The organism is Streptomyces sp. NPDC053560 (assembly GCF_044544605.1).
Taxonomy (GTDB): Bacteria; Actinomycetota; Actinomycetes; order Streptomycetales; family Streptomycetaceae; genus Streptomyces.
The window spans coordinates 16,721-40,775 of the sequence record NZ_JBITXI010000005.1; the positions used below are offsets into that span (position 1 = coordinate 16,721).

The following is a 24,055-nucleotide window of genomic DNA, read 5'->3' on the forward strand; positions in this document are numbered from 1 at the left end:
GCTTCGGTATGACGAAGTGCCCGCACTCTGCTTGCGTGGACCCTGGCGAATTGACCCGTGCTTTACTTTCCGTGTAGCTGTGATCGCTTTACCGTGACGGCATGGCCGATGCGAAGAACCAGGCTCTCCAGGACTGGATGGATGAGCACGAAGTCACAGCGCAGGGCCTTTCCGACCTGGTCAACAAGGCGTTACTTGAGCTCACGGGAAGACCTGGCAAGACCTGCGAGCGGACGGTGTTCCGGTGGCTGGCGTGCGAGATCAAGTGGCCCCAAGCTGCTACGCGCCAAGCGCTACATTCCGTCACGGGACGCCGCCCGGAAGAACTCGGCTTCGCACCGCGGGGGCGCAACACCGGAACAGCCACCCAGCAGGAGGACCCTGTGCTTCGTCGTCGCTTTCTCAACGTCGCCGCCACTGGGGCGGCCGTCGCTGCCACCAGCGCAGGTGCCCGCCCCACGGTCGGCACCGGCGACGTGAACCGTGTCCGCGCCGAGTTGAGGAAGCTTTGGCTGCTCGACGACCAGCAAGGCGGAGACCGCAGCCTGGAGGAGCGGGCGAACAGACTCGTCCAGCACACGCTGGGTCTCCAGCAGAACGGGTCCGCGACCCAGCGCATCCGCGGCCGTCTGTACGGCCTCGCCGCATCCGCTACCGCCATGGCCATGTGGTGCGCCGTGGATACCGGCCGACTCGCCGACGCACAGCGCTACCTGGAGCAGGCCGTCACTCTGGCCGGCCTGTCCGGTGACGGACAGGTCCAGCACCAGACGTGGCGCTACGCCGCGATGGTGGCGGGGCAGCGCGGCCGTCACGTCGACCAGATGGCCGCCGCCGAGGCCGCAGCAGCTACGTGGGCGCACCGCAGCGACCCCATGTACGCCTCACTCAGTCACGCCCATATCGCCCTCGCCGCGTCCAACGCAGGCGACCGCCGTCGCACTCTGCAAGCCCTGGACCGTGCCGCCGACTCCTTCGACCGTGCTGATGACCGGACCCGCCCCCCGAGCATGGCGTTCTACACCGGCGGAGAGCTCGCCGGCCTCACTGGCATCGCGCACTCCCGCCTCGGCGACGCCGACAAGGCCGAGTCCTACGCGCACCGCTGCCTATCGGCTCTGCGCCCCGACCAGCACCGCAACCGGGCGTACTACACGGCGCAACTCGCCATCGCACAGCTCAACCAGGGCGACATGGAGCAGGCGTGCCACACGGCGACCAGCGTCATGCCCCCGCCAGGCGCCGGAGCAACCGGCCGCGTGCCCAAACTGCTCGGCAACTTCTCCTCCGCGCTGAACATGCGCGCCCCCGGAGCCGCTATCACCCGCGAATGGAACCTACGGTCCCGAGCCGTCTGACCCCGAGGAGCCCAACTTGCCTGCCCAGACTGCGCCAGAGCTGATCCGCTACGGCGAAGACCAGCTCGACGCGATCCGCCCGACGCTCGTAGCCCTGTACGGCGAGGTCTACGAGGACCAGCTCTCCGACCCGTTTTTCAGCATCGACCGCTTCACCCAGCGCCTCAACTCGCACGCCTCACGGTCCGGGTGGGAAGCAGTCGTCGCCTACGACGGCGGCCAGGCCGCCGGGTACGCGTACGCGGCGACCCTGCCGGAAGGATCGGGCTGGTGGCGCGGCATGCTCGACCCTCTGCCGGAGGAGGAAGCACGGGAGGACGGGAAGCGGACGCTGGCGCTGTTCGAGCTGATGGTGCGCAGGCCGTGGAGGGGCACCGGCCTTGCCGAGCGCATCCACGAGGAGCTGCTGAGAACCCGCACCGAGGAGCGCGTCACGCTGCTCGTCGAGCCCACCCACCCGAAGGTGCAACGGCTCTACGAGAGCTGGGGCTACGAGAACATCGGCGATCAGCGTCCGTTCGCCGACTCGCCGGTCTACGCCACGATGGTCCGCCCCCTGACCGCGAACGCCGCCTGAACCACAGCAGATCCCTACGGCCGCATACCGGTGTCGGCGGTCGGCCGTACTGTTCTGGGGTGACCTCGCCCGAGCCTGATGTGCCGGTGACGGCTGCCCGCGACACCATCAACGCCCGCATCCGCGACCTCATGACCCGGCCCGAAGACCAGGCCCGCGCCGAGGAATACGCGCGGCTCCTCGTCCTGTGGAACGCCGCTCCCCCAGCAGCGGCGCCCCACCCGGGTTCCGAGGCCGAGGATGGGGCGCCATGCCAGAGCGCACAAGCAACAGCGACTTGCATGGATGCCAGCCACTCTACGGCCCCCTTCGACGTCGTCGCCTGAACAATGCCGTGCCCGACCGCGCAGGGGGACGCGCGGTCGGGCACGCTGCGGGCCGCGTGGGGGATGCGGCAGCCTGTCCTTCTCTAGCCACTGGTGCAGGCCGTAATCTCAGTGTGCATCGGCGCGCGGCTTGCACGCATGCACTCCAGCCAGACCCCCCGAACGGGTGACTGGGTGTCCCGCTCCCGGAGCCGTGGAGCGGGACACCCGGATCAGGGCGGCGCAGGCCGCACAGGCGCGGTCACGCCCACGGGCTGAGGTCCAGGTCGTCGGGCGGGTCCGGAACCGGGTCGTCGGGCGGCGCGATCCGGCGGCCCCAGCGCAGCAGGTCCATCACGTAACTGCTGAGCAGCCGCCGCTGCAACCGTTCGGTGGCCAGCTCCCGGTCAAGCCTCGCGGCGATGACGGTGAAGTCGTCCCGCCTGTTGCTGGCCCGGTTCTGCGAGAAGGACAGCAGCCCGACGAACAGGGCCACTCCGGCCGCTGCGAGCGCCCCTACGTCCATCTCGTCACCTCATTGGTCCGGGGGCGTTCTTGCATGCCCGAAACCCACACGATGCTGAGGGCGAAGCCGCACCAGGCGGCGGCTGAGCCCCACGCGGACGGGTAGCCGCCGCTGGCCCACGTCACGGTGAACGCCGCGCCCCACAGCCCCGCCGGGAGGCCGATCGCGGCGAAGCCGAGCGGTTGCCATCGCAGGCCGGCCAGGGCGCTGGCGACGGCCAGGACGCCGCAGGCGACCCAGCCCCAGCCGAGGTTTTCCAGCGGCACGTACTTCGTGATGTGCGACAGGCCCCGCGCCGTGCCGTACCGGGGGTCGGACGCGATGCCGTAGCCGTAGCCCACCCACGCGGCGCCGAGGGTGAGCAGGAACGCGCCACGGCGCCCCAGCCTGGGCACTACAGGAGCCCGTCCGGGCCGGTGGTGGGCGGCGGCGCCGGCTCCGATCCGCGGGGGGTGTGGCGGGCCTTCCAGCCTGCGTAGAACGTCGCCACGGGCGGGCCGAGGAGCAGGATGATTCCTTGCAGCCAGCCGGGCAGGGAGCCGAGCAAGGGCGACTCGGCGACCGCGTTGAGCACGGTCACGATGACCGCCAGGAGGGCGGCGACGCCGGTCGCCGCCTGCACCTTCACCTCGATCTCGTCGGTGTTCACGGGCATGGCAACTCCTCTACGTCGGGGGCTTGGCCGGCCGGTCAGCCCGACAGCATGTGGGCCAACTCCCACGTGACCGGCCCGGGGTATCCGTCGGGGTCGTTGGACAGCTCCGGCCGGGAGCGCTGGAAGTCGCTGATGTTCCGCCGGGTGTAGGCCGTGAACAGCGGCCCCGGCTGGTAGCCGTTGCCGTCGTGGTGGCGGGTGAAGCCGAGACGGACGAGTTGCCGGTCCAGCTCGGTCACCGCCTGGTGGCGGCGGCCGAGGACGAACGCGGACCGGCCCGGGTACGGCGGGGCGGGCCTGCCGCCGCCGAGTTCGGGCAGGTCGAGCACCTGCCCGACGTAGATCGTGTACGGCTCGGTGAGCCCGTTGACCTTCGCGAGCTCCCGCCAGTCGAGATCGAGGCGGCGGGCGATGCCGGACAGGGTGTCGCCGGCGCGCACCGTGTGGGTGTCCTCGCCGTCGCCGCTGGCCCCCCCGGGGCGGGGCGCCCCCGCCTGCACCCACGCGTACAGCACAGCTCCCGGGCATGCCGTCGCGTAGCCGTCCTTGTGGCCGCCGATCCAGTCGCCGGCAGCGCCGTTCGCGCGGAGCCATTCGATCGCGTCCAGCAGGCCGTTGAGCATGGCGTCCGGCGGTTCGGTGAGGCCGCTCGATCCGAGGAGGGCGCACACCGCGTAGTCCCGCCCGTTCAACTCGGCGTTGCCGTTCGCGCCGGTCCGCTTGTGCAGGCCCCGCCCTTCGTACACGTAGCCGTGTTCGCACACCACGGCGTTGTACGCGATGTCGACGTATCCCTCGCGGGTGTTGGCCAGGTGCGCCGCCTGGATGGAACGCACATAGTCGTCACACAGCGAATGCTTCCGGGAGGGGTAAGCGCTGCCCAAGTAGTGCACCTTCACCCCCCGCGCGGACGGGAGGTATGCGGCGGGGGAGGTGGCGGACGCGCCCCAGGCGCGGCGGTCGACGAGCCTCACGACATCACCCGCACCGGCCAGTGCCAGGTGCCGGGCCCGGTGCCAGTCTCGTCCTGCACTACCCGCTGGTTGAAGAAGAGACCTTCGGGGTTGAGCACAGCGAGACCGACTTCCCACATGGGTGTGCCGGCGGGGTCGTCGGGGCCTGGCTCGACGGTGCCGTGCACCGTGGTGATGATGGCGGCACGGTCCTGCGACTGGTACGCCTGGCTTCCGTCCTCGCGCGGCGGGGTGCCGTGCGAGACGTAGTGCACGATGCGTCCCACGCTCGGTGGTTGAGGGACCATCACGCCTCCTAGGCGTCGTAGATGACGAGCTTGAGCTCGGCGAGGACGAGGTTCCGCGCGACGGTGTCGTTGTGCGTCACGCGCAGCGCGAGGGGCACGGCCGGGTCGACGAAGATGCCGTGGCTCTTGGTGAAGCACTGCATCCCGACGGATGCGGGCCGGTGGTCCGTGGCCGTGGTGTTCTCCGGGTCGGAGCCGAAATGGAGCGGGTCACGCACGAACTGGTCACGCAGCTCGGTGTAGTCCCCGCTCTCCCACTGGATCATGGCGTAGAGGTGGCCCCAGCCCGCGCGGCTCGGCCAGATCAGACCGGAGCGGTCATCGCCGTCCCACGAGGCGATCGTGTAGCCGTCCTGCTGCTGCACCTGGTGCATCTCGTAGGCGTCCGACGACTCCAGCGTTCCGAACGGGAACCTGACGATCTGGTAGGGGCCCGGCTCGATGAGCTGCGGGGTGTCGCGCTTGAGCGAACACACCTGTGCCTTGGTGGTGGGCGTCGGGGTAGTCACGTGGGCGTCCTTTCTGCGGTGACCGGGTCAGGTGCGGAGCAGGCTGGCGGCGAGAGCCTGCGTCGTGTTGGAGGCGGAGGCGGCCGACCACTGGGCGGTGACGACGAGCGCCTGGTCCGCGGTGCTGTCCCGCGTGATCGACCCGTCGGTTACGTCCTGCGCCGTGGCGCCGGTGGTGCTGGCCAGGTGGTGCCACAGCTCCGCCCCGCCGGACCAAGTGCCGGACGAGCCGGGCGCGATGGCGTGGAGTACGCCGGTCACCTGCCAGCCGCGGTTGCTGATCGCGGAGGACGTCGTGACGGCCGCGAACGCGGCAACGACCGTGCCGCCTGCGCCGCCGAGGCGGACGCGGAGCGTCAGCGTCGGAGTGCCGGTCGTCGACGCCTGGCCGTGCGCGGAGAATCGGTAGCCGGTGCCGGGAAGGGCGTCACCGGCCGGGATCAGCCAGCTCGCGACGACCGTTTCGGTGGTGGTGTTGGCGGCGGTGCCGGTCGTCGTGGCGCCGGGCGCGTCGCTGGAGTTGCCGGAGCGGGCGGCGTTGGTGACTGTCGACGTGAAGTTGATCGGGGTGAGCGTCGTGGCCCGGGTGCGGGTGTCCCGCACGGTGATCCGGTCTGTGTTGGTGGAGACCTGCACGCCGTAGCCGGTGACGGCGTACAGCTCGCACGCGTCGATCGTGATGTCGACGCCCGCCCACACGTGGATGCCGTTGGCTGCTGCGCCGGTTACCGAGCAGCGGCCCACGGTGACGTCGGTCGCGGAGGCTGCCGCGGTGCTGCGGGAGTCCAGCGTGATGCCGGCGCCCGCGGTGCCGTTGACGTGGCAGTCGTCGATGTGGCCGCGCCGCGTGCCGAGGGTGCTGATGGCTGTGGCGCCGGTCGTGTGCGCGATGACGCTGTGCAGCCGGTAGTCCTCAACGGACACCATGCGCACCGCGTTTCCCGCCGTGCCGCGGGTGACGATGCGACCCACGGCGACATCCTGGAGGAAGCCGGTGTCCTCCCCTTCGAGTTCCAGCGCGGCCCCGTACGAGCCTCCGCCGTCCATGGTGACGTCGTCGACGACGATGCCCGCGAGGGGCTGGCTGCCGGTGATGGTCGGATCGGTGCCGCCTGCCGGTGTGCGGTGGCTGGCCGTCGCCGAGTTGAGTGTCCGCACCCAGATGCCGCCGCCGCACGAACGCATCTGGATGTCCGAGAGGATCACGGACTCCCAGGTGTAGGCGCCGATGGCCCACTGTGCGCAGCCGTCGAAGCGGCAGCCCAGGACGCGGATGTCGCGGTGGGGCCGGTTCGGCGACGCGGAGTGCGAGCCGATACCGCGCGGCCAGGCCGTCGTGCCCGGGGTGCCGCTTGGGCCGGTGGAGCAGCCCGTCACCAGCAGGTCCAGCACCGGGGTGTCGTCATACGGGCCGAAGCCACCGAAATATGCGACACCTTTCGCCAGGTCAGGCTGGATGAACTCGGAGAACGGGCGGTCTCCCGGGTCGCGGTATCCGCGCCCGTGGACGTTGCTGATCACGCACGTCTTGATGGCGTTGATCTCGATCCCGTGGTAGCCCGCGACGTCCCGGATGGTGGTGTCGCGGATGACGAGGTTGGTGGCGTGCCCAAAGGACATGCACATCGCCGAGGTCGGGTAGGAGCTGGCGTTGCTGTCCCACTGCCCACCCTCGATGAGGATGTCGCCGTGGCCGCTGTAGCCCGGCATGACCTGGCCACTGTCGCCGTTGAGGAGCATCGTGCCGTCGGCGGCGCGGCGGATGATGGCGCCCTGCGCGAGGGTCAGGCGGGTCCGCCCGTAGATGCGCAGCGGCAGCGTCGCCAGACGGTAGATGCCCGGCGGAATGTAGACGGTGCCGCCGCCGGCATCCCTCGCGGCGGTCAGCGCGGCCTGGATGACCGGGGCGTCATCGGTGGTGCCGGTCGGCCCGAAGTCCTGCGGTGTCCACACGCCGCGGTTGGGCACGAACAGCCCTGTCTCCAGGCACTCGATCAGGTTGTCCGTGCTCGGCTCGATGATCGGGATGGACGACAGCGGACTGGTGACGGTGCCGTTCCCGGAATGGGCAATGCACTCCGAGTCTTCGGTGACGACGATGGTCGTCGCGGTGTCGCCGGTGCATCCGCAGCGGGCCATGTCCACCTCTCGCGGGGTGTTCTCGGCCCGGCCCACAACCAGCAGCGCCCACGAGTCTACGCCGGGGCGGTGGCCGCCAGGCGGCACCAGGCGGCTGTCCGGACAGGGCGCGAGGTGTCCGGACACGGCAGCGGGCGCACCGGCCGCGCCGTGTCCGGCCTGCGCGGACACTGTCCGGACACGAGAGCAGGGCGTCCGGACACCTCAGCCGTACAGCTCGATGACGACGATGCCGGAGCCGCCCGTCTGGCCGTCGAATCCGCCGCCGTACGACAGGGCGCCTGCCGCTCCGCCGCCGTATCCGCGCGGCGTCGTTCCGACGCCTTCGGTGGAGCGGGGCACTCCGCCGTGCCCGAGACGGGACTCGCCTCCAGCTCCAGAGAGCCCGTTCGTGCCGGAGAGGCGAATGCCGCCCCCTCCGGCGCCGCCGCCGCTCGCGTACGCGCCGGTCCCGGCGAGCGGGCCGGTGGTGCCCTGCACGGCGTCGGGGAGCGTTCCGGAACTTTGCGCGGCCGTCGAGCCTTCACCTCCGGACGCCGTCGCGAACCCTCCGAATGACGACATGCCGCCGGTGCCTCCGCCGCCGTTACCCGATCCGCCGGTTCCCCCCGCGCCGACGACGATGGTCTCGACTGTGCCCAAGGCCGCCACTTCAATCAGCGCCTGCGACCAGCCGCCGCCGGCGGCGCCGGGCCGCACGATGCACTCGTTCGATGCCGCGTCTGCCCCGGCTGAGCCTCCGCCGCCGCCTTGAACCTGGACCTGCACCCGCGCCAGCCACGGATAGTCGGCCTTCTCGAACTGGAAGGTCCCTGGGTCCTTGTAGAACAGGACTTGCCGCAGGCCCATCGTGCCTGGCTTGAGGCACAGTTCTCCGTCGTCGTTGACCTGGAAGTAGTCCGAGCACACGCACACGCTGGCCACGGCGATCCCCTACACGGTGAGGTTGGCGCGGCCCGGCCCACAACCAGCGGCACACCCGCAGGGTAGCCGGTCAGGCCGTCGTCGACGTCGCCGTGACGTGCAAGCAGACGCCTGGCCCTGCGGGCTCGACAGCGCCGCCATGGGGCAGCGGGCGGGTGCGCCACACCCGCAGCTCCGCGTACGTGTCGCTGACGGTCTCCAGCGTCGCCACGACCGTGCTGGTGTCGTCTTCCGGATGGGGGTCGACGGGCAGCGCGGTAATGGCGGGCGGCCGAGTGAACGGCGTCGGGAAGTGCCAGCGGGCACGGCCGTCGTTGCCGGTCTCCAGGACGGCCGCGGCCGGGGTGGGCGGTGCGGGTGCCGGGGGCGGCGTCTCTGCTTCGGTGTCGCCGCCGCTCGGAGGTTTCGGCTGGGCGGCCGGTCGTGCTCGCCTGGTCGTCGTGCGTGTCCGGCGGTCGATGTCGCGCAGGAGGCTCACCATCGGCGAGCCGAGTGACCGCCGTGTCGCTGATCCGCGCAGTGCCATCACGCCACCCCCAGCGTGTTGGTTGCGGACTCCGCTCCGGTCGCGGCCACTTGCACCTGCACGCTTTCGCTGCCCGGAGTCGCGTCGGTGCCGGCGGTCTCCGACACCTTCACTCCTGTGATCTTGAGGCGTTGGGAGAGGGGGCGGCAGGTGGCCCGCGTGGTGACGTCCAGGCACCAGCCGGGCACCAGGGTGGGGATCTGCACAGCCGCTTCGGGTGAGATGGCAACCTGCTGGGTGTCGACGACGACGGGCACCGGCAGGGAGGCCCGCAGCCGGGACGCGGCGGCCGACCGGGCCGCCAGGCTGGTCGTGATGGTGGTCTGCTCCACATACCTTTCGACGAGCCCGTAGTACGGGTCCGGCCCGCCGGCGTCGCCGACGACGTCGCCCTCGTCGGCGTCTTCCTTCCCGGCGACGATCCACCTTGTAGCCAACGCCGTGCCGTCCTCGGCGACGGTCATCCCTTCCGGCAGGTCGGCGTCCGTGAGGCGGCCTACGGTCACGGGGTGCGTCTCGGGGAGCAGCAGGATGCGGGAGCCCACCGCGGTGTAGTCGAGCCCATTTTCCGCCAGGTCCCGCAGGTGGTCTCCGGTCTGCCCGATGTTGCGCCGGTACTCCCGTCCGCCGCGCACACCGGTCTTGGCGATGATCTCGATGCTGTGGCCCGGGTCGTCGGGCGCGAACCCGTCGGTGATCAGCCACTTGGCGACGTTCACCAGGTCGGTGTCGCCGAAGGCGATGTCGGCGTGCGGGACGCGGCGGTCCAGGACCGCGAGGACGTCGGCCGCCCACACTTCCATCTGCCCGCGCGACCATTCGGCTTGGAGGATCGGTCCGGACCAGACCGGGTCTCGGCCGCGCCAGATGTTCAGGAAGTGCCGCCAGGCGCGGACCTGGCCGAGCCGTTCGCAGCAGTCGCCGTCGGGGTTGACGACGATTCTCGCCGTGCTGGTGTCGTCCAGGACGCGTGTCCACTCGACGTCGGTGAGGGTCTGCACCGGGGAGACGGACGCACCGTCTCGGTCGGTGATCAGCGCGGTGTGGGTGCCGCAGCCCGCGACGGCCATGAGGCTCCTCATGCAGCAACAGGCGCCCGGCCCACAACCAGCAGCGGACGCTCAGCGTAGCCGCAGCCCGGTCAGTAGCCCCGGCCGGAGACGCCCAGGCTCAGCAGCGCATTCGGCGCCGGGGGGTTCATCACGTCGGTCTCGATGCACACGCAGTAGTCCGCGCAGTTGAACGGCTCGTACGTCGCGGGGGCGCCGTCGAGCCCGTACACGTCGCGGGACGTCTCGCAGTCGGCGCCGCACTGGACGACGGATTGGCCGGTCTGCCCGTCGAGGGTGACGACGCCGCTGGCCGGGACATAGGCCACGTGGTACTGCGAGTGCGGGTAGCAGCGGGCGAAATCAGCGACTTCTTCGCAGGTGAGAGCGTCACCGCCGATCGGCCGCTCGTAGAACGTGATCGTCACGTTCCGCAGGTCTTCACGTCCGGCCCGGAGGGTGATCATCGGCACGTCGACGGACCAGCCCGGCCGGTCGGACAGGTCCATGTCGTAGCAGACCCGTTCGACGGCCAGAGGCAGGCAGTAGCAGGTGTCCAGCGTGGCCGGGGTGGGCGGCACGGGTGGGGCGCACAGGGGATCGGTACAGCGGGCCATGGGGTCCTCGCACGGCGCGAACCGGCAGGTTCCGTCGCAGGACTCCGGCGGCATCTCCACCACGGGCCAGAGCAGGCCGGTGCACGCGGCGGCGTCGTCGACGACCGGGGCGGAGACGGCCGCCGCAGTGCAGGTTTCGGCGACGTCGACGCAGCGCAGCAGCGGCGGCTGGCCGTGCACGCACCACGTCACGCACGTGTCGCTGTCGTCGTCCGGCAGGGGCACTTCGAGGATCGGTGTCGGGTCGGTCCACAGCCACGGCGTGCCCGCCGTGAGCACGATCTCGACGGTGAGGACGTCCGCGCCCGATGAACAGGCCCCGGAGGAGCAGCCGTTGCCGCGACGGGCCGTCACGGTCGGCCCCTGGGTGAGGGCGACGCGGCGGACGGTGCGCAGGTGCCGCGCCCGGAACGCCTCCGGTGTCTGCTCCTCGCTCGGGCAGCAGTTGAACAGGGTCAGGCAGTCGCCCTCACAAGCGGTACCGGTGCAGCCGGTCATCGCCTCCGACAGCCAGTGCAGCCCGTACTCCACGGCGCAGCACGTCGCACCGAGCAGGATGCCGGTGATGGTGATGGTGCGCGGCATGACGCTGGCCGGGCCGAGGGCGGCCCCGCCCGTCACCGCGTTCGTCGTGGTGCGCCGTACCGGGTAGTCGTCTAGGCCCTCGACCGACAGGACGCGGAAGCCCGCGAAGTCCGCGCTCTCGGGGACGTCGGGGTCGTACCAGGGGGCGTTGTCCTCCTCCGGGGTGCTGTACGGCTCGTCGCCGACTGTCTCGGCCGTGAACGTCGGGCAGTGGCAGTTGCCGGGCTCGGTGAGCGGTGAGCCGACCGTCTCCAAGTAGGTCGCGATCCTGGCCTCGTTGGTGATCTCGACGCCGCCGAGAGCCAGGTAGCCGTCCATGGCCATGCTCAGATCACTCCTGCCGCGGTGGCGAGCCGGGACGCGACGCGGTGCGCGGTCATCAATGCGTCGCCCGCCTCGTAAATGTGGAACACCGGCGCCGGGACGGCCGATGCGGCGGCTCTCTCGCCGCCGCTGCCGCCGCTTCCGGCGGCGGCGAGCATGTCGACGAGGCCCGACTGCTCCGCGAGTTGGCGGGCGCGGGCCGGCTTCGTCAGCGGGATGATGACCTCCGGTCCGGCCTCGCCGACCAGTCCCATCACCGGAGCGCGCACGATCCCGCCCTCGGCGAACGGCAGCACGCTGCGCACCGACCCCGGCAACCCGCTCTTGATCTTGGAGACGATGCGGCTACCGATGTTCCCCAGCGAGGAGACGATCTTCCCGGGGAGGCTGGAGAACAGGCTCACGATCGACGAGATGAGCGAGGAGACCGCCGACCTCGCCGACCCGTACGCGCTCTTGAAGACACCCGCGATTTTCGAGCCGATAGAGGAGAGGCCGGACGCGATGCGGCCCGGGAGGCTGGAGAAGAAGTTCGCCACCGACGACCCGAACGAGCGGGCTGCGGCCATGGCAGTCGAGCCGGCCGACCGGAACAAGGCGCTGATGCGTCCGGGCAGCGCGGACAGGGCCGCCCCGATGCGCCCGGGCAGCGTCGCGAAGAACGTGTACGCCGAGGCGATGAACGAGGCGATCACGCCGCGGGCCCACGCGGCGGCGCTCGAGAACGCGTTCGCGATGGTCGAGCCCAGCGAGGACAACGCGGCCCAAATCTTGCCGGGCAGCACCGTGAACAGGGCGATGATCCCGGCCAGGGCGGTGAGCAGCACGATGCCCAGGGCCGCCATGGCGTTGACGAACAGGTCGACGAGGAGCCCGGGAATCGCGGCCAGCGCCGACATGATCTGCCCTGGCAACGCGGTGAAGAAGCCCACGACGGCGGTGAACGCGGTGGTGATCCACGTGCCGATGGTCGTCACGAGGTTCGTGAAGAACGTCGCGATCATCGTTCCGAGCGTCGACAAACCTGTCATGATCATGCTCGGGAGCTGCGTGATGAACGTGATCGCCGACGCCAGGCCGGACACCAGCGTCGTCAACACGGAGACGATCGCCGTGATGACCGGCACGATCGCGTTGATGGTCAGCCAGGACGCGAACGCGGCAGCGATCTGGATGACCGGCGCGACGAGCTGAATCACCAACGCCACCAGCGGCGCTACCGCCGCGATCAACTGCGCGATCGGAGGCAGCAGCGGCACGAGCGCCTGCACGATCGCGCTAAACGCCTGGACGATCGGAGGCAGCACCGGCAGCAGCGCGTTGACGAGGGTCGTCACGACGGGCACCAGGGCCGCGGCGACGCGCACCAGGACCCCGGCGAGGGTCGCCAGGACCGGCGCGAGTGCGGCGATGAGCTGTCCGACGGCCTGGCCGACGCCGGCTGCGAGTGGCGCCATGGCCGCGACGAGCATCGTGAACGCCTTCGCGATCAGCGGCAGGACCGGCATCAGGGCGCCGGCCAACGCGCTGATGATCGGGGCGAAGAGCAACGCCAGGTTCTGTAGGACCGGCGCGAGCATCGTCGCGACGGTGGCGACGAGCTGCCCGACGAGCGGCAGGATCGGGGCCAGAGCGGAGATGACGGAGCCGATCGCGGCGCCGAGCGGGCCGAGGGCGGGGCCAATCGCGGCGAAGGCTTGCGCGAGGGCCTGGGCGACGGTGGCGAGGCTCGGGGCGAGCGCTGCGAGGGCTGGGCCGAGCGCATTGATCAGGCCGGTGATGGCGGGGCCGAGCGCCGTGAAGACGGGCATCAGTGCCGGGGCGATGGCACCGACCTGGGTGACGATCGCGGCGAGGATCGGGCCGAGCTGGGCAGCGATTGTGCCGATGGTGCGGAAGATGTTCCCGATGGCCTCCTGGCCCGCCGCGCTGTTGACGAACTCCCGGAAGCTGGCGGTGATCTGCTGGAGATTGCCGAGCAGCCCGCCCCCGGCGCCGTTCGCGGCGCGGAACACCCCGGCGATGATGCTGCCGACGTTGGCGGCGATCGCGCCGAGTTGCTGGAAGACGCCCACCGCGGTACGCACCCACGCCACGGCCTGCCCACTCTCCGCGATGCGGGTGAGGAACGCGCCGAGCTGGGCGGCGGCCTGGCCGATGGACTGCCCGACCTGTGCGCCGAACGCCTGCGACACGGCGGCGGCGACGCTGAGGAAGCCCGCCGCGAGCGGCCGTACACCCTGCGCCAGTCCTGCCACGGCGGACGACGTGCCGCCAATGATCGTGCGCATAGAGGCCAGCGCCTCGCGGGTCTGGAGGAACCGCAGCCCCTCGGCCGCCGCCTTGCCGAAGCCGGTCGCGACACGTTCCAGGCCGGATTGCAGCGGCAGCAGGTTTTTGATCGCCCCGCTGACTTCGGTGGCGAACTGCGCGAAGAACGCCTGCTGTACGCCCTGCTGAACTTCCTTGAGCTGGGGGGCGAGTGCCCGTACCGCCGTGACGGCCTTCTGCGCGGCCGGGGCCAGCTTCTCCAACGCTTCCTGGAACTTGGCGGCGTCGTCGCCGAATGCGGCGGTGAGGGCGTCGCCGACGCCGAACACGGCCAGGCGCAGCGTGCCGAGCCCGACGGCAGCGGCGCCGGCGGCTGCGGGGACTGCGGCGATGATCCCGGCCGCCGGTGCCAGCGCCGCCACGAGAGCGCCGACCGACGATGCAGCACCGGCGGCGGCGATACCCACAGCGCCGAAAGCGAGCAGGCCCGACAGCGCCCCGGTGATGTTGCCGACGATGTTGCCGAGGCGGCGCAGAGAGCGGGACAGCCGGTGCGTGTCGATGTCGAGCCGGACCGGCGGGAGCCGGTGCGCCCGGATACGGGCATCCAGACCATCAAGGTCCGGAATCACCCGGACCGGGATCTCGACTCCCGCCAAGACTGCCCGCACCCGCTCGACGAAGCCCGTCAGGTCCGGGGCGACGGGGATATTGATGCTGGTCAGGCTCCGCAGCCCGTTCAGCAGCGCGGCGTCGAACCGGCGCAAGTTGGGGGTGACGCGGACGGTGACGGCCGCGGCGTTCAGGCCGCGCTGGATGTTCCGCCGGATCTGCACGCCGACGTTCCGCGTGCCCCGGTCCAGGGTGTTCTGGATACGGGTGGCGACCTGCCGGGAGTCGGATGCCGCGTCACGGTCATCGAGGTCGATCGTGATGCGCGCCGACCCGTAATCGACGTCTTCGCCGGCCACCGGGCAACCCCCACAGGGTGTGGTTGTTGCCCGGCCCAAAACCAGCGGCTACGCCCCCGGCCTCGTGCTGGCACGAAGGCGCGTACGCCACAGGTTAGCCGCTACGAACCTGCACCGAGCCGCGCGTCCTCGGCCGCGAACTGCGCGGCGAGGGCCTGCGCCGAAGCCCGGTCCATGCGCATGCCGGGAGGCCGGCCGCGCCGGTCGCGGCTCCTCTCCCCCTTCGGCGGGGCATACAGCTTGGCCTTGTTGCGGCGGCGTTCCGCGTCGTCCTCCGCTGCGGCGTCCATCGACGCCTCAGCGGCGTTGAGCATCGTCCTCAGCGTCCACGTGCGCGGGTCGACGCCTTGGAGGGCGAGACCGCCCTCCCACGAGTCCCAGGAGGCGGCGACGCTGGCGCAGAGGCGTTGGACAACCCAGTAGGGCGCTGCCCGCCCCCATACAGCTCGACGGCCCACTCCAGCAGTTCGACGAGGACCCGGTCCGGGAGGCGCATACCGACGTCCTTCACCGTGCCTTCCACCTTCGCGGCAGCCTCCTCCGCCTTCTCCGGGGTGCCGTGGGCGCTGACGGTCTCGCCGTCCTTGCGGACTTCCCACCGGGCGAAGGTCTCGGCGGACTCCGGCAGCATCAGCCGCGCGAGGAACAGCCGCAGCGCCCGCACGACTGCCCGCAGCGCCTCGGGGTCGGCGGCGGCGAGGTTGTTCACGTCGACGCCGAGACGCTTCTGCGACTCCTGCAACGCCTCGTAGGCGTCGAGGAATTCATCACCCATCACCTCGGGCTGGAAGAGGAGTTGCGTCTCCCCCACCGTGGCGACGTGCGGCTCGGTGTTCAGCGTGAAGGTGCGGCTCTGGCTCACGACGTGGCTCCTGACGTGCTCAAGCGGGCGCCCGGCCCACAACCAGCGGCGCACCGGCAGGGTACGCGGTCGCCGGGACCAGTCAGCGGCCCGCGCGAAGTGCCCGTCCGAGGAAGTTGTTCGGCTTCGTCCCGGGGTGGTGGACGACCTTCGCGAACACCGTCTGGCCGCCGACGTCGAACCGCAGTGCCTTCTTGCGTCGTGGCCGGATGATGTGCGGCCGGGTGCCCTCGAGGACGTAGTTCACCGCGGGGTGGTCGCAGGTGATGACGCCCCGCAGTCCCGTGGGCTCGGACACCACTTTCCAGTCGATGTAGGCGCCCATGCTGCCGGGCGCCTCGCGGCGGGCGATGTCCGCGACGCGGCCGGTGCGCCGGGCCAGGGCGCGTTCGGCGAGTCCGCCACGAGCGCGCAGCATCCGCGCCAAACGGCCCTGGTCGAGACGTACTTCCACGCTCACAGTGACGTCTCCTCAGTCGGGCACGGCGCGCAGCCGGGCAGTGCGACGGTGACGCGCTGCTCGACGCCGACGCAGCCACCTTGGGGGCCGACGAGGCGCTGTTGGCCGATGACGAACTGCCGGCCCCTCCGACGGGTTGAGGTGCCCGGCAGGCAGCAGTACAGCGCGTTGTAGACCGTCACCGCGTCGACGTGCGTGATGCGGGCCGCGGTGTCCAGCTCATCGCACGACGGGGGGCATCCCTGGTCGTCGGGGGTGGGGGCACAGCGCAGCAGGGTCACGGCGAGCTCTGCGGCGGTCACCGGGGCCGGCATGCAGTTCCGGGTACCCATGACCGTGCGGTCCTCGTTGGGGAACGGGTTCGATGGCCACATGCGCAGGACGTTGACGGAGAGCTGCCCGCCGCTGCCGTCGCCGCTGCACGGGTCGTCGCACCAGTCCCACGCGACGGCTCCGGGTACGACGCACGTACGGCACGGGCATCCCGGCTGCCCGTCGACCTGGCGGGCGGTGTCCTGGAGTGCGGCGCACACACAGCCCAGCACCGATTCAGTCAGGTCGTGCAGGTCCAGCGCCCTCAGCGGCATCTCCGGGTCTCCTTACGGCCAGGTCGTCACGCGCGGGCGCCGGTAGTCCGGGCTGTAGACCCTGCTCGCCGAGGCGAGACGGTGCGGATTCACGGTGGCGAGCCAGGCGTCCGCGAGCGGCAGCCCGGTGCGGCCTTCGCTGTAGATGACGGTCGGGTCGGACAGCTCCACGTCGAAGCCTTGTCGGCTGACCCTGGACACGTTCCGGTTGGTCTTGCAGCCGCACGAGGTGCCGGGTCCGCATCCCTTGATGTAGTGGCACGTCAGCTCGGAGACGGCGGCGACCGCGGCCTTGTCGAGCTGGAGCCCAGTCCGGTATGTGACGGTGAAGGTGCCCGGGGTGCCGGGCGGGGCGGCCATGTCCTGGCAGTCGGGCCAGCAGTTGCCGTCGGTGCGCACCAGCCGGTTCGGGGCGTCGACGCGGTACGCGCCGATCACGTCGTTCTCCGGGTCAGGGGCGGGCAGCGTCTCGCCGTCGACGTCGACGGACTGGATGTCGTAGACGGGGCCGGGCAAGGCCACTTCGCACAGCTCGGTGCACGAGCAGTCCGTTCGGCAGCCGCATACCGCCGCGTTGCGCCAGGCCCCGTCCAGGCCGATGTACGGCACCCACGGGCCGGCGGTGCCCCAGCGGACGGTGTACGGGTACGGGTCGAGGCAGGAGCGGAGGCAGGGCCGTACGATCACCGGGCACGACGGCCCCCACCGGCGTCCGGACAGCCCCCACAGGATGATCGTCGCGACGTGCGCCCACCGGTCGATGACGTCTTGCCCGGTGCCTTCGGGCAGGTCGCAGCAGGACAGGTCGACTTCCCACGGGTCGCACGGGCTGGGCTGCATCAGTGTCCTCCTGCCTCGTAGCGGCACGCGTCGGGGAACGCGCGGCGGATGTGAGCGCCGACGTGCCCGTTGGCGAAGGAGTCGGGCATCGTCGACAGGAACGGCGACGCCCGGTCGAATTGCGGGGACCGCTTGAGGATCTTCACGTCGCGCATCTCCTCCCCTCCGATGCCTGCGAGATTGCCGTACAGGGAGCGCTTATGGACGACGTCCAGGTGCCGGCCGACATCGAGCGCCTTGAGCATTCCGTCCTTCTCGACAGGCATCGGCACGTGCAGCTCGTACGACAGCGGCCTCTCGTGTCCGAGGGAGACGAGCAGGTCACGTGTTGCGCGCATGCCGTCCAGGTACCGGCCCGAGGCGCGGGCCACGTAGTACGTCTCGACATCGGAGATCGGGCCACGGTGCCGCACGGGCATGCCGTCGGGCTGCGGCGCCATAACGAACATGTCGTCGTTGCAGAGCACGAACGTCCGCGAGACGGCCGGGTGTTGGCAGGCTGCCTTCACCGCCGCGGTGGTGTTCTGGTACTTCGTGCCGTGCTGGCTGGTCTCGATGTGCTGCACGTCCCGAAGCCACGGCGGCCGGTAGCCCACGATCCACACGTTCCGGTGCGGGAGGTTGGCCGCCCAGCTCCGCAACGCGTATCGGAGCTGGGCGTTGGCCCGTCCCGTCCGTACGGGCACGACCAGGTCGGGCGCGTCCATGCCTGTGGCCCGTCAAGAGGCCATGGCCAGGACCGGGGTGTACTCGCACACCGGCTCGGGCGGCGCGACGGTGGTGACCAGCGTGCGGCGGTGGCAGGTCGGGCCGAGCGGTGTGAGGAGCGGCCCGGGCGTGCCCGCCGCGTCGGTCGCGACGACGTTGTACGGGCCGGTGCCCCAGCCGCCGCCGGCGCGGGTCGCGCCGTTGAGGACGAGGGAGACCGCCTCAGCGCCGATCTCCATGTCTCCGAGCAGGCCGTTCGTCACCCACGGCATCAGGAAGTAGATCCACGCGCCGTCGCCGCCATCCGGGTCGCACACGTCCTCCCCCAGCACCTCGGCCCACATCTCGATGGCGAACCCGGAGTTGCACTTGAGCGAGCAGTCGTCATGCCCGACCGGGGTGCCCGCGTAGTCGTAGACGACGGGGTTGCCAGTGGCGATCTCGATGAACTCGGGGCTGACGGAGAAGAAGTTCAGCTCCACGTCGTAGCCGTTGAACTGCGGGCAGCCCCGCTTGAAGCCGCACTGGCGGCCGTTCGCGGCGGTGTAGGTGACGTCCTCGCCTTCCTCCACGTTCGGGTTCATGGCGAGCGTGGCGAAGCAGTCGAAGACGAATCCGTTGTCTTCTCCTGCGACGGGCCGGCCACAGGTATCGAGGCGGGTGACGCGGATGACGTCAGCGTTGGCAATGAGGGGGCAGGACATCCCGGGGCCTCCAACACACGAGGTGGTGTCGGCCCGGCCCATAACCAGCGGCTACCAGGAGTCTAGCTGCGCCCCGGGGCCTGCCGCCGGGCGGCGCGGGGCGCCGCTCAGGCCCGCGCCAGGATTCGCACGGCCTCCGTCCACTCTTTCGTCTCTGTGGTGGCCTGGTCGGCGAGGATCGCGCTGCGCGCCAGGGCCGCCGCTGATGCGGCCTCGCGCCGGCCGCCGCGGGGGTACAGGCGGCGGATCGCTGCCACCCAGGCGGGGACGTCGGCACGGTCGATGAACGTTCCGGCGTCGCCGAGGGCTTCTTTCAGGCCGGGCGTGGGGTGGGCCAGGACGGGGATGCCCGACGCCAGTGCCTCCACAGCGGCCATGCCGTACGACTCGTAGACGCTGGGCACCATCAGCAGTCGCGTCCGCGCCCACACATCGGCCCGCATGTCGGACGTCTGCGGGATGATCTGCGCGTTCTGCGGTGCCGCGTCGAGGATCTGCGGGCCGTGGGCGCCCGTCACTCCGAGGAACGGCAGGCCGGGCAGGCGTGATGCGGCGGCGTGCCAGGTCTCGACGCCCTTGTCTCGGTTGAGGTTCACCAGCGTCACGTGCCTGCCTTCGCCCGGCGTCCGGTGGTCTTCGGGGGCCACCGGCGGGTGGACGACCAGCGACCGGATACGGCGCGCCACCGGGTAGCGGGACGTCAGCGAGTCGCGGACCCAGTGGCTGTTGTAGACGGCCATGTCCGGCTGGCGGGCGAGGGTACGGCCGGCGACGTCGAGATCGGAGTGGACCAGCAGCACCGACTTGCACCGCAGCGCCTTGGACAGGTCGATAGCGCGGGCTGCGAAGTCGTGGTGCGTGACGATGGCCCGCGGCCGGATCGAGCGGATCAGGGCCCGTGCGGCGCGGGGCTCCAGCGACTCGTACGGGACGCCGTCCACGGTCCAGGACACCGGCGCTTCGGGCATGGCAGAGCAGATCACCAACACATCCAGGCCGGTGTCCTTCACGGCCCGCATCATGGCGTGCAGCATCGTCTCCGACCCGGCGCAGCGGTAGGGCACCCCGAAATGCACCCACGCCACGACCTGCGCCCTCCTGCTTCGCATCGGGCTGGCGGCCGGTCGGCGGCGGACCGGGGCTTGGGCGGGCCCGTTGCGCACGAGTTCCAGGCAGACGTTCTCGAACGCACGCTGGTTTCCCTCGAAGTCCAGGCCGTCCGCGTGGGTGCGGGCGGCAGCCGACGCCGCCTCGTAAACCACCGGATCAGACAGGCGCTCGATCTCCTGCACCCAGCGGGCGGGATCGTTGCGGGGGACGTAGGTGGCCGCGTCCCCGAACGCCTCCCGCATCCCGGGCAGAGGCGCGGCAATCACCGGGATTCCCGACAGCATGGCCTCGATGCCGACCCGCCCGTAGGACTCCCCCTGCGACGGCATCAGCAGAATGCGGGTGCGCGCGTAGATGGTCCGGGGCTCGCACCGGTCGACGACCTCCACGTTCGACGGCTGCGCCACCTGGCCGCGGTCGAGGACTTTCACCATCTGGAATCGGGTGTCAGGCATCCGGGCGGCGACCTCGGCGAGTACGTCTGCGCCCTTGGCCGCCGTGGCGCCGCTGAGCGTCACCAAATCCCCTGGGGTGGTGCGGTAGCGGCGGGGGTCGATGGGCGGCGGGAGGATCAGCGCCCGGCCGTGGTAGCCCGCGTAGTGGCGGCGGCACGCCTGGGAGGGGAACCACGCCAACTGCGGGGCGGCCAGAGCCCGGTTCGGCGACATGCCGTGCACCATCAGCAGGTGCGGGCATCTCACCTGCGGCACGATCCGCGCGGCGTTCCGGTCGGCGTGATGGGAGATGACCAGCTCGGGCCGCGCCACCTGCACGGCACGCCGCCAGTCTCGCAGCGGCCACACCTGCACGCCGTCCTCGACGTGGGGCTCCCCGGGCCGGCGGACGGTAGTCACCACGGTGACGGTGTGACCGGCCGCAGCCAGGCCCCGAACGTACTCGCGGGTGGTGATGTAGGCCCCGGCCGTGGCCACCTGCTCGTACAGGGGCACGAAGGCCAGGACTCGCATCCCGGGCCTACTCAAGCAACCGGTCCGGTCTCACCGCTCACCGTCCGGGTGGGCTCGCCGGATGTGGGTGGTGCGGCCCCGCTCGCTGGCGAAGGGCCGGCCGCAGATGTCGCACCGGTACTCCCCGTCGTCGTCGGGCGCCGAGCCGGACTCCAAGGCCGGGGTCTCTTGCCCGCTGTCGACTGCTGCGGGCGGCGTGGTCTCCGGGCCGTCCGGCCCCTCCGGGGCATCGGACGTCGCCTCTCCGGGGGTGGAGGCGACAAGCCCTTCGGGGCGGGCAACGCCCGTCAGCTCGGCCTCGGCCGCCCCCTCACCGGCCGAGGCCGATGCGTCCTCGTCGGGCGACACGTAGCGGTGGCCGTCGACCCGCGCGCCGATCAGCAGCGCCTCCGGCATGTGCGTGAACAAGTCGGCAGGGACGGCGAACGTGTTGGGGCCGGCGGTGCCGACTTTCGGCGTCTGGGCGACTGCCCACCGAGCCAGCGCGATACGCGACTCTCGGGCGGGCTCTACGTGGATCATGTCGGTCACGGGTTCAGGCTCCTCAGCTCAGCGCAACGTTGACGGCGCACACGGTGCATGTGGTGCCGACGACGTACGTGCGCTCGACCAGCACTCTGCGGTCGTTGGTTCGGGTGTTGACGGAGGGGCCGGCCCGGTCGGGAATGGTGGTGGCGGGGCCGCGGCGGATGGTGAGCGGGCCGGTGATGTAAAGCCAGGCCGTGCCCGGGTCGGCGGGTGTTCCGCCGGGGCCGGTGTTCTCCGCGCTGTATCCGGCGCCGATAACGACGCAGTTCCCGGCGAGGGTCCGCAGGGCGCCGCTCGGGTCCTCGGCCGCGATGGAGCAGCAGCCCAGCAGTGCCGCCGCACCCGTCGGGACGTGCAGGGTGCCGACGCCGCCGTACGTCTCCGCGAGACAGCCCTCAAGTGCGGCGACCCCTTCCCCAAGGCTCACCGGCCCAGCCTGCGGAGTGACGTCGACGGCGTCGGCGGTCAGTGTGGTCCGCCAGAACGCGGACTCCAAGCCGCGCTGTTCACCCAGCGCGAGAGTGGCCTCAGCGTGGCGCCGGGCCTCGTCGTAGGACCAGCCGATCGTGGAGCATTCGGTCCCGGCATAAAGGGTGATCGGTGAGGCGTGCTCGGTCTGGGGGCGGCAGAACTCCTTCTCGGGCGGAGGACCGGGCGACTCGTCTCCGGGCGACTCGTCGTCGACGCAAGGGTCTGTCCACGATTCGACGGGGCAGCAGCCGAGCGCCAGCCATTCCACGCCCAGCAGCTCGTGTTCGTCGGAGACGTCCCGCACGTCCGTGCAGGGCGCGCCGAGGATGCCGTGCGGCAGTGGCCTGCCGCCGATCGCCTCCACGTATGCCCGCATGCCTGCGGCCATCGCTCCTCACCTCTCTGTCGGTGGGGCGGTGGACTCGACACCACCCGAAGCGTCGAGTCCACCGCGGTTTGGTGAGGGTCAGGACACGCCGCAGGGCACGAGGGTCTGTGCGCCGGTCTCACCGCTCGGGCAGACAGGCACCGTCACCGCGCGGGTGTCGACACTGCGGTCCACCAGCGCGATGCACTCCTCGGCGAACAGCGCCGTGTAGTCGTTCGTCGAGAACTTGGTTGAATCATGAATCACACCCAAATTCACCTCTTCGCCGCGCCCGATCTGGAGCATGCCGGCCGGGTACATCAGGAAGTTGACGCTTCCCGGCCAGTCCGTCGCCGGGGTGGCTCCGCCGATAGCGCCCGGCACGGCCGGGGTGAGGCCTCGCGCCCACTGGATGCTGACACCGAGGGGCGTGAACATCTCCTGAACCATGCCCGGGTTGACGTCGTCGACGGACACGCCGTTGCGGCGGGCGAGGTCGGTGAGGAAGAGGTTCCGCGACCACCACGGGAACACGACCTCGATGGCCGTGGTCTCGCACAGGCTGTGACGCTCGATCATGTCGGCGGCCTGGAGCGCGACCGCCTCATAGACGGCGGACAGGGCACCCATCGACTCGGGCATGACCACCGGGGTACCGAGTGCGAGCGCCTGCTGGAACAGGGCCTGCCGAATGCGGATCTCGTGCGCGACCATCGCGTTCCGCAGGTACCAGGCGACGAGCTCCGGGAAGTGGCGCTGCGTCAGGATGCCCGCTTCCAGGCACACACCGACCGCGTCGCAGCGCTTCTCGATCGGGTCCGGGCACGGGATCGAGAAGCACGGCTTGGTCGCGCCGGAAATGTCGTCGGCCTCGGTGTGGACCCACGTCATCGCCGACACATCCAAGCTCGGCGTCTTGTAGTAGCGCAGCCCGCCACGGGCGAGTTGAATCTCCGGGGCGTCCCACAGCATGTCGGGGCACGCCACGTCGAGGATGTCGTACACCGTCTCCGAGGGCGCGCACCATCCGCCGGACGCGATGAGGTCCTTCTCCGGCAGCCGCGCCTGGTTCGAGGCGGCGAGCGACACCGTCGTGCCCTCCGGTGCGCTCGAGGAGTCGGTGACGATCAAGTCGCCGCTGTAGGGGTGCCGGTAGGAGATGACTTGACCCACGCCACCGCCCGCGGTTTTCAAGGCGTTGGCGCGGGAGATGAGGCCGGCGGTCACCTGGTCGAAATCGAGCGGTGCGCCGGGCGTGTATCCGGGGACGTCGACGGCCGCGGTGATGCTTGTGCCCGGCGACGGCGGTTCCGGCAGGACACGCGGCTGACGGCGCCGCACGTGGGACAGGTCGAGGGCGGGCCGCTGCGCAACGGCCGCGCTCACGGCCGGGGCTGGCTCCGGCGCCGGCTCGGGTGCGGGCTCCGGCTCGGCCACGGCGGCGGGCTCGCCCTCGCCGCTGTCGGCGTCGCCGGCAGGCTCGGGCTCGTCCTGTCCTCCGCGTACCTGCGCGGCCAGTGCGTCGATCTCTGCCGCAGCCTGCTCGGCGGCTTCGCGGCGGGCTGCCTGCTCGGCGCGGATGGACTCGACGGCGGTCGCCAGCGACCGAAGCGACTCGATGTCCTTGGCGGTGACGGTGGTGGACTGCGACCGGGAGTCGAATTCGGCGACGGCTCCCTCAAGCGCTTCTGCCAGCTCGTCGTCGTTGAGTGCTGTGACGTCCTCGGGGATCTCGAAATCGGCCATGAGCGGCACTCTCCGTGTTGCGATCGTGAGTGCCCGGCCCAGAACCAGCGGCGCGCGGGGCGGTCCGGCCCGTGGCCAGCGACCGCCCCGGCACAGTCTAGCCCGAT

26 protein-coding genes are annotated in these 24,055 nt (G+C 70.9%); 3 read left to right on the top strand and 23 right to left on the bottom strand.

Annotation, left to right across the window (positions count from 1 at the left end):
• Positions 1-101: 101 nt before the first annotated feature.
• Genes ACIGQF_RS12560 through ACIGQF_RS12570 form a run of 3 tightly spaced genes read left to right on the top strand, consistent with a single transcriptional unit; the run spans position 102 to position 2,261 of the window.
• The gene (locus ACIGQF_RS12560) at positions 102-1,358 is read left to right on the top strand and encodes a Tat pathway signal protein (RefSeq protein ID WP_399708741.1); all 1,257 of its coding nucleotides are present in this window, start codon (positions 102-104) and stop codon (positions 1,356-1,358) included.
• 16 nt (positions 1,359-1,374) lie between these two features.
• Positions 1,375-1,935: a GNAT family N-acetyltransferase gene (locus ACIGQF_RS12565; RefSeq protein ID WP_399708744.1), complete on the top strand. Its 561-nt coding sequence runs from the start codon at positions 1,375-1,377 to the stop codon at positions 1,933-1,935.
• 59 nt (positions 1,936-1,994) lie between these two features.
• On the top strand, positions 1,995-2,261 hold the full coding sequence (locus ACIGQF_RS12570; protein WP_399708747.1) for a hypothetical protein: 267 nt from the start codon (positions 1,995-1,997) through the stop codon (positions 2,259-2,261).
• Between the two features lie 241 nt (positions 2,262-2,502).
• On the opposite strand, the gene ACIGQF_RS12575 is transcribed toward ACIGQF_RS12570, so the two are convergent.
• The 23 genes from ACIGQF_RS12575 to ACIGQF_RS12685 all read right to left on the bottom strand — a co-directional run bounded on the left by ACIGQF_RS12575 (position 2,503) and on the right by ACIGQF_RS12685 (position 23,948).
• Positions 2,503-2,766: a hypothetical protein gene (locus ACIGQF_RS12575; RefSeq protein WP_399708750.1), complete on the bottom strand. Its 264-nt coding sequence runs from the start codon at positions 2,764-2,766 to the stop codon at positions 2,503-2,505.
• On the bottom strand, positions 2,757-3,161 hold the full coding sequence (locus tag ACIGQF_RS12580) for a hypothetical protein (RefSeq protein WP_399708753.1): 405 nt from the start codon (positions 3,159-3,161) through the stop codon (positions 2,757-2,759). The genes ACIGQF_RS12575 and ACIGQF_RS12580 overlap by 10 nt, the downstream gene beginning before the upstream one ends.
• A complete protein-coding gene (locus ACIGQF_RS12585) occupies positions 3,161-3,421 on the bottom strand; it encodes a holin (RefSeq protein WP_399708756.1) in 261 nt (86 codons plus the stop codon). Before ACIGQF_RS12585 ends, ACIGQF_RS12580 begins: the two co-directional genes overlap by 1 nt.
• A 35-nt stretch (positions 3,422-3,456) precedes the next feature.
• Complete coding sequence (locus ACIGQF_RS12590; RefSeq protein ID WP_399708758.1) at positions 3,457-4,395, bottom strand: peptidoglycan-binding protein; 939 nt, start codon at positions 4,393-4,395, stop codon at positions 3,457-3,459.
• Positions 4,392-4,661, bottom strand: coding sequence for a hypothetical protein (locus ACIGQF_RS12595; protein ID WP_399708761.1), 270 nt, complete (start codon positions 4,659-4,661; stop codon positions 4,392-4,394). The genes ACIGQF_RS12590 and ACIGQF_RS12595 overlap by 4 nt, the downstream gene beginning before the upstream one ends.
• Before the next feature lie 29 nt (positions 4,662-4,690).
• Positions 4,691-5,191: a hypothetical protein gene (locus tag ACIGQF_RS12600; protein WP_399708764.1), complete on the bottom strand. Its 501-nt coding sequence runs from the start codon at positions 5,189-5,191 to the stop codon at positions 4,691-4,693.
• 27 nt (positions 5,192-5,218) lie between these two features.
• Positions 5,219-7,501 (bottom strand): right-handed parallel beta-helix repeat-containing protein, encoded by a 2,283-nt coding sequence (locus tag ACIGQF_RS12605; protein ID WP_399708766.1) that lies wholly within the window; start codon positions 7,499-7,501, stop codon positions 5,219-5,221.
• A 33-nt stretch (positions 7,502-7,534) separates the two neighbouring features.
• Complete coding sequence (locus tag ACIGQF_RS12610) at positions 7,535-8,254, bottom strand: hypothetical protein (protein WP_399708769.1); 720 nt, start codon at positions 8,252-8,254, stop codon at positions 7,535-7,537.
• A 70-nt stretch (positions 8,255-8,324) separates the two neighbouring features.
• Complete coding sequence (locus ACIGQF_RS12615; RefSeq protein WP_399708772.1) at positions 8,325-8,780, bottom strand: hypothetical protein; 456 nt, start codon at positions 8,778-8,780, stop codon at positions 8,325-8,327.
• Positions 8,780-9,850 carry a hypothetical protein gene (locus ACIGQF_RS12620; protein ID WP_399708775.1) on the bottom strand — a complete coding sequence of 357 codons (1,071 nt, stop codon included), beginning with the start codon at positions 9,848-9,850 and terminating at the stop codon, positions 8,780-8,782. The genes ACIGQF_RS12615 and ACIGQF_RS12620 overlap by 1 nt, the downstream gene beginning before the upstream one ends.
• Before the next feature lie 71 nt (positions 9,851-9,921).
• Positions 9,922-11,355, bottom strand: a complete 1,434-nt coding sequence (locus ACIGQF_RS12625) for a hypothetical protein (RefSeq protein ID WP_399708778.1) — start codon at positions 11,353-11,355, stop codon at positions 9,922-9,924.
• A 2-nt stretch (positions 11,356-11,357) separates the two neighbouring features.
• Positions 11,358-14,597 (bottom strand): hypothetical protein, encoded by a 3,240-nt coding sequence (locus ACIGQF_RS12630; RefSeq protein WP_399708780.1) that lies wholly within the window; start codon positions 14,595-14,597, stop codon positions 11,358-11,360.
• 101 nt (positions 14,598-14,698) lie between these two features.
• Positions 14,699-14,911 (bottom strand): hypothetical protein, encoded by a 213-nt coding sequence (locus ACIGQF_RS12635; protein ID WP_399708782.1) that lies wholly within the window; start codon positions 14,909-14,911, stop codon positions 14,699-14,701.
• Between the two features lie 5 nt (positions 14,912-14,916).
• Complete coding sequence (locus ACIGQF_RS12640) at positions 14,917-15,459, bottom strand: hypothetical protein (protein ID WP_399708785.1); 543 nt, start codon at positions 15,457-15,459, stop codon at positions 14,917-14,919.
• A gap of 82 nt (positions 15,460-15,541) precedes the next feature.
• Entirely contained in the window at positions 15,542-15,919 is a 378-nt protein-coding gene (locus ACIGQF_RS12645) for a hypothetical protein (protein WP_399708788.1), read from the bottom strand.
• Positions 15,916-16,506, bottom strand: coding sequence for a hypothetical protein (locus ACIGQF_RS12650; protein WP_399708791.1), 591 nt, complete (start codon positions 16,504-16,506; stop codon positions 15,916-15,918). The genes ACIGQF_RS12645 and ACIGQF_RS12650 overlap by 4 nt, the downstream gene beginning before the upstream one ends.
• Positions 16,507-16,518: 12 nt before the next feature.
• Entirely contained in the window at positions 16,519-17,346 is an 828-nt protein-coding gene (locus ACIGQF_RS12655) for a hypothetical protein (protein WP_399708794.1), read from the bottom strand.
• On the bottom strand, positions 17,346-18,053 hold the full coding sequence (locus ACIGQF_RS12660; RefSeq protein WP_399708797.1) for a hypothetical protein: 708 nt from the start codon (positions 18,051-18,053) through the stop codon (positions 17,346-17,348). The genes ACIGQF_RS12655 and ACIGQF_RS12660 overlap by 1 nt, the downstream gene beginning before the upstream one ends.
• Before the next feature lie 12 nt (positions 18,054-18,065).
• The gene (locus tag ACIGQF_RS12665) at positions 18,066-18,758 is read right to left on the bottom strand and encodes a hypothetical protein (protein WP_399708800.1); all 693 of its coding nucleotides are present in this window, start codon (positions 18,756-18,758) and stop codon (positions 18,066-18,068) included.
• Positions 18,759-18,865: 107 nt separating this feature from the next.
• Positions 18,866-20,836: a glycosyltransferase gene (locus ACIGQF_RS12670; RefSeq protein WP_399708802.1), complete on the bottom strand. Its 1,971-nt coding sequence runs from the start codon at positions 20,834-20,836 to the stop codon at positions 18,866-18,868.
• Positions 20,837-20,866: 30 nt separating this feature from the next.
• Positions 20,867-21,358: a C2H2-type zinc finger protein gene (locus tag ACIGQF_RS12675; protein WP_399710118.1), complete on the bottom strand. Its 492-nt coding sequence runs from the start codon at positions 21,356-21,358 to the stop codon at positions 20,867-20,869.
• A gap of 22 nt (positions 21,359-21,380) precedes the next feature.
• Positions 21,381-22,223 carry a cupin gene (locus ACIGQF_RS12680; RefSeq protein WP_399708805.1) on the bottom strand — a complete coding sequence of 281 codons (843 nt, stop codon included), beginning with the start codon at positions 22,221-22,223 and terminating at the stop codon, positions 21,381-21,383.
• Between the two features lie 78 nt (positions 22,224-22,301).
• A complete protein-coding gene (locus ACIGQF_RS12685) occupies positions 22,302-23,948 on the bottom strand; it encodes a major capsid protein (RefSeq protein ID WP_399708807.1) in 1,647 nt (548 codons plus the stop codon).
• Positions 23,949-24,055 lie beyond the last annotated feature (107 nt).

What these genes read in the sequence shown, in the direction of transcription:
- ACIGQF_RS12560 (WP_399708741.1), top strand. Translation starts at nt 102, where the DNA reads ATGGCCGATGCGAAGAACCAGGCTCTCCAGGACTGGATGGATGAGCAC.
- ACIGQF_RS12575 (WP_399708750.1), bottom strand. Translation starts at nt 2,766, where the DNA reads ATGGACGTAGGGGCGCTCGCAGCGGCCGGAGTGGCCCTGTTCGTCGGG.
- ACIGQF_RS12585 (WP_399708756.1), bottom strand. Translation starts at nt 3,421, where the DNA reads ATGCCCGTGAACACCGACGAGATCGAGGTGAAGGTGCAGGCGGCGACC.
- ACIGQF_RS12615 (WP_399708772.1), bottom strand. Translation starts at nt 8,780, where the DNA reads ATGGCACTGCGCGGATCAGCGACACGGCGGTCACTCGGCTCGCCGATG.
- ACIGQF_RS12620 (WP_399708775.1), bottom strand. Translation starts at nt 9,850, where the DNA reads ATGGCCGTCGCGGGCTGCGGCACCCACACCGCGCTGATCACCGACCGA.
- ACIGQF_RS12625 (WP_399708778.1), bottom strand. Translation starts at nt 11,355, where the DNA reads ATGGCCATGGACGGCTACCTGGCTCTCGGCGGCGTCGAGATCACCAAC.
- ACIGQF_RS12635 (WP_399708782.1), bottom strand. Translation starts at nt 14,911, where the DNA reads ATGCTCAACGCCGCTGAGGCGTCGATGGACGCCGCAGCGGAGGACGAC.
- ACIGQF_RS12650 (WP_399708791.1), bottom strand. Translation starts at nt 16,506, where the DNA reads ATGCCGCTGAGGGCGCTGGACCTGCACGACCTGACTGAATCGGTGCTG.
- ACIGQF_RS12655 (WP_399708794.1), bottom strand. Translation starts at nt 17,346, where the DNA reads ATGCAGCCCAGCCCGTGCGACCCGTGGGAAGTCGACCTGTCCTGCTGC.
- ACIGQF_RS12660 (WP_399708797.1), bottom strand. Translation starts at nt 18,053, where the DNA reads ATGGACGCGCCCGACCTGGTCGTGCCCGTACGGACGGGACGGGCCAAC.
- ACIGQF_RS12665 (WP_399708800.1), bottom strand. Translation starts at nt 18,758, where the DNA reads ATGTCCTGCCCCCTCATTGCCAACGCTGACGTCATCCGCGTCACCCGC.
- ACIGQF_RS12670 (WP_399708802.1), bottom strand. Translation starts at nt 20,836, where the DNA reads ATGCGAGTCCTGGCCTTCGTGCCCCTGTACGAGCAGGTGGCCACGGCC.
- ACIGQF_RS12675 (WP_399710118.1), bottom strand. Translation starts at nt 21,358, where the DNA reads ATGATCCACGTAGAGCCCGCCCGAGAGTCGCGTATCGCGCTGGCTCGG.
- ACIGQF_RS12680 (WP_399708805.1), bottom strand. Translation starts at nt 22,223, where the DNA reads ATGGCCGCAGGCATGCGGGCATACGTGGAGGCGATCGGCGGCAGGCCA.
- ACIGQF_RS12685 (WP_399708807.1), bottom strand. Translation starts at nt 23,948, where the DNA reads ATGGCCGATTTCGAGATCCCCGAGGACGTCACAGCACTCAACGACGAC.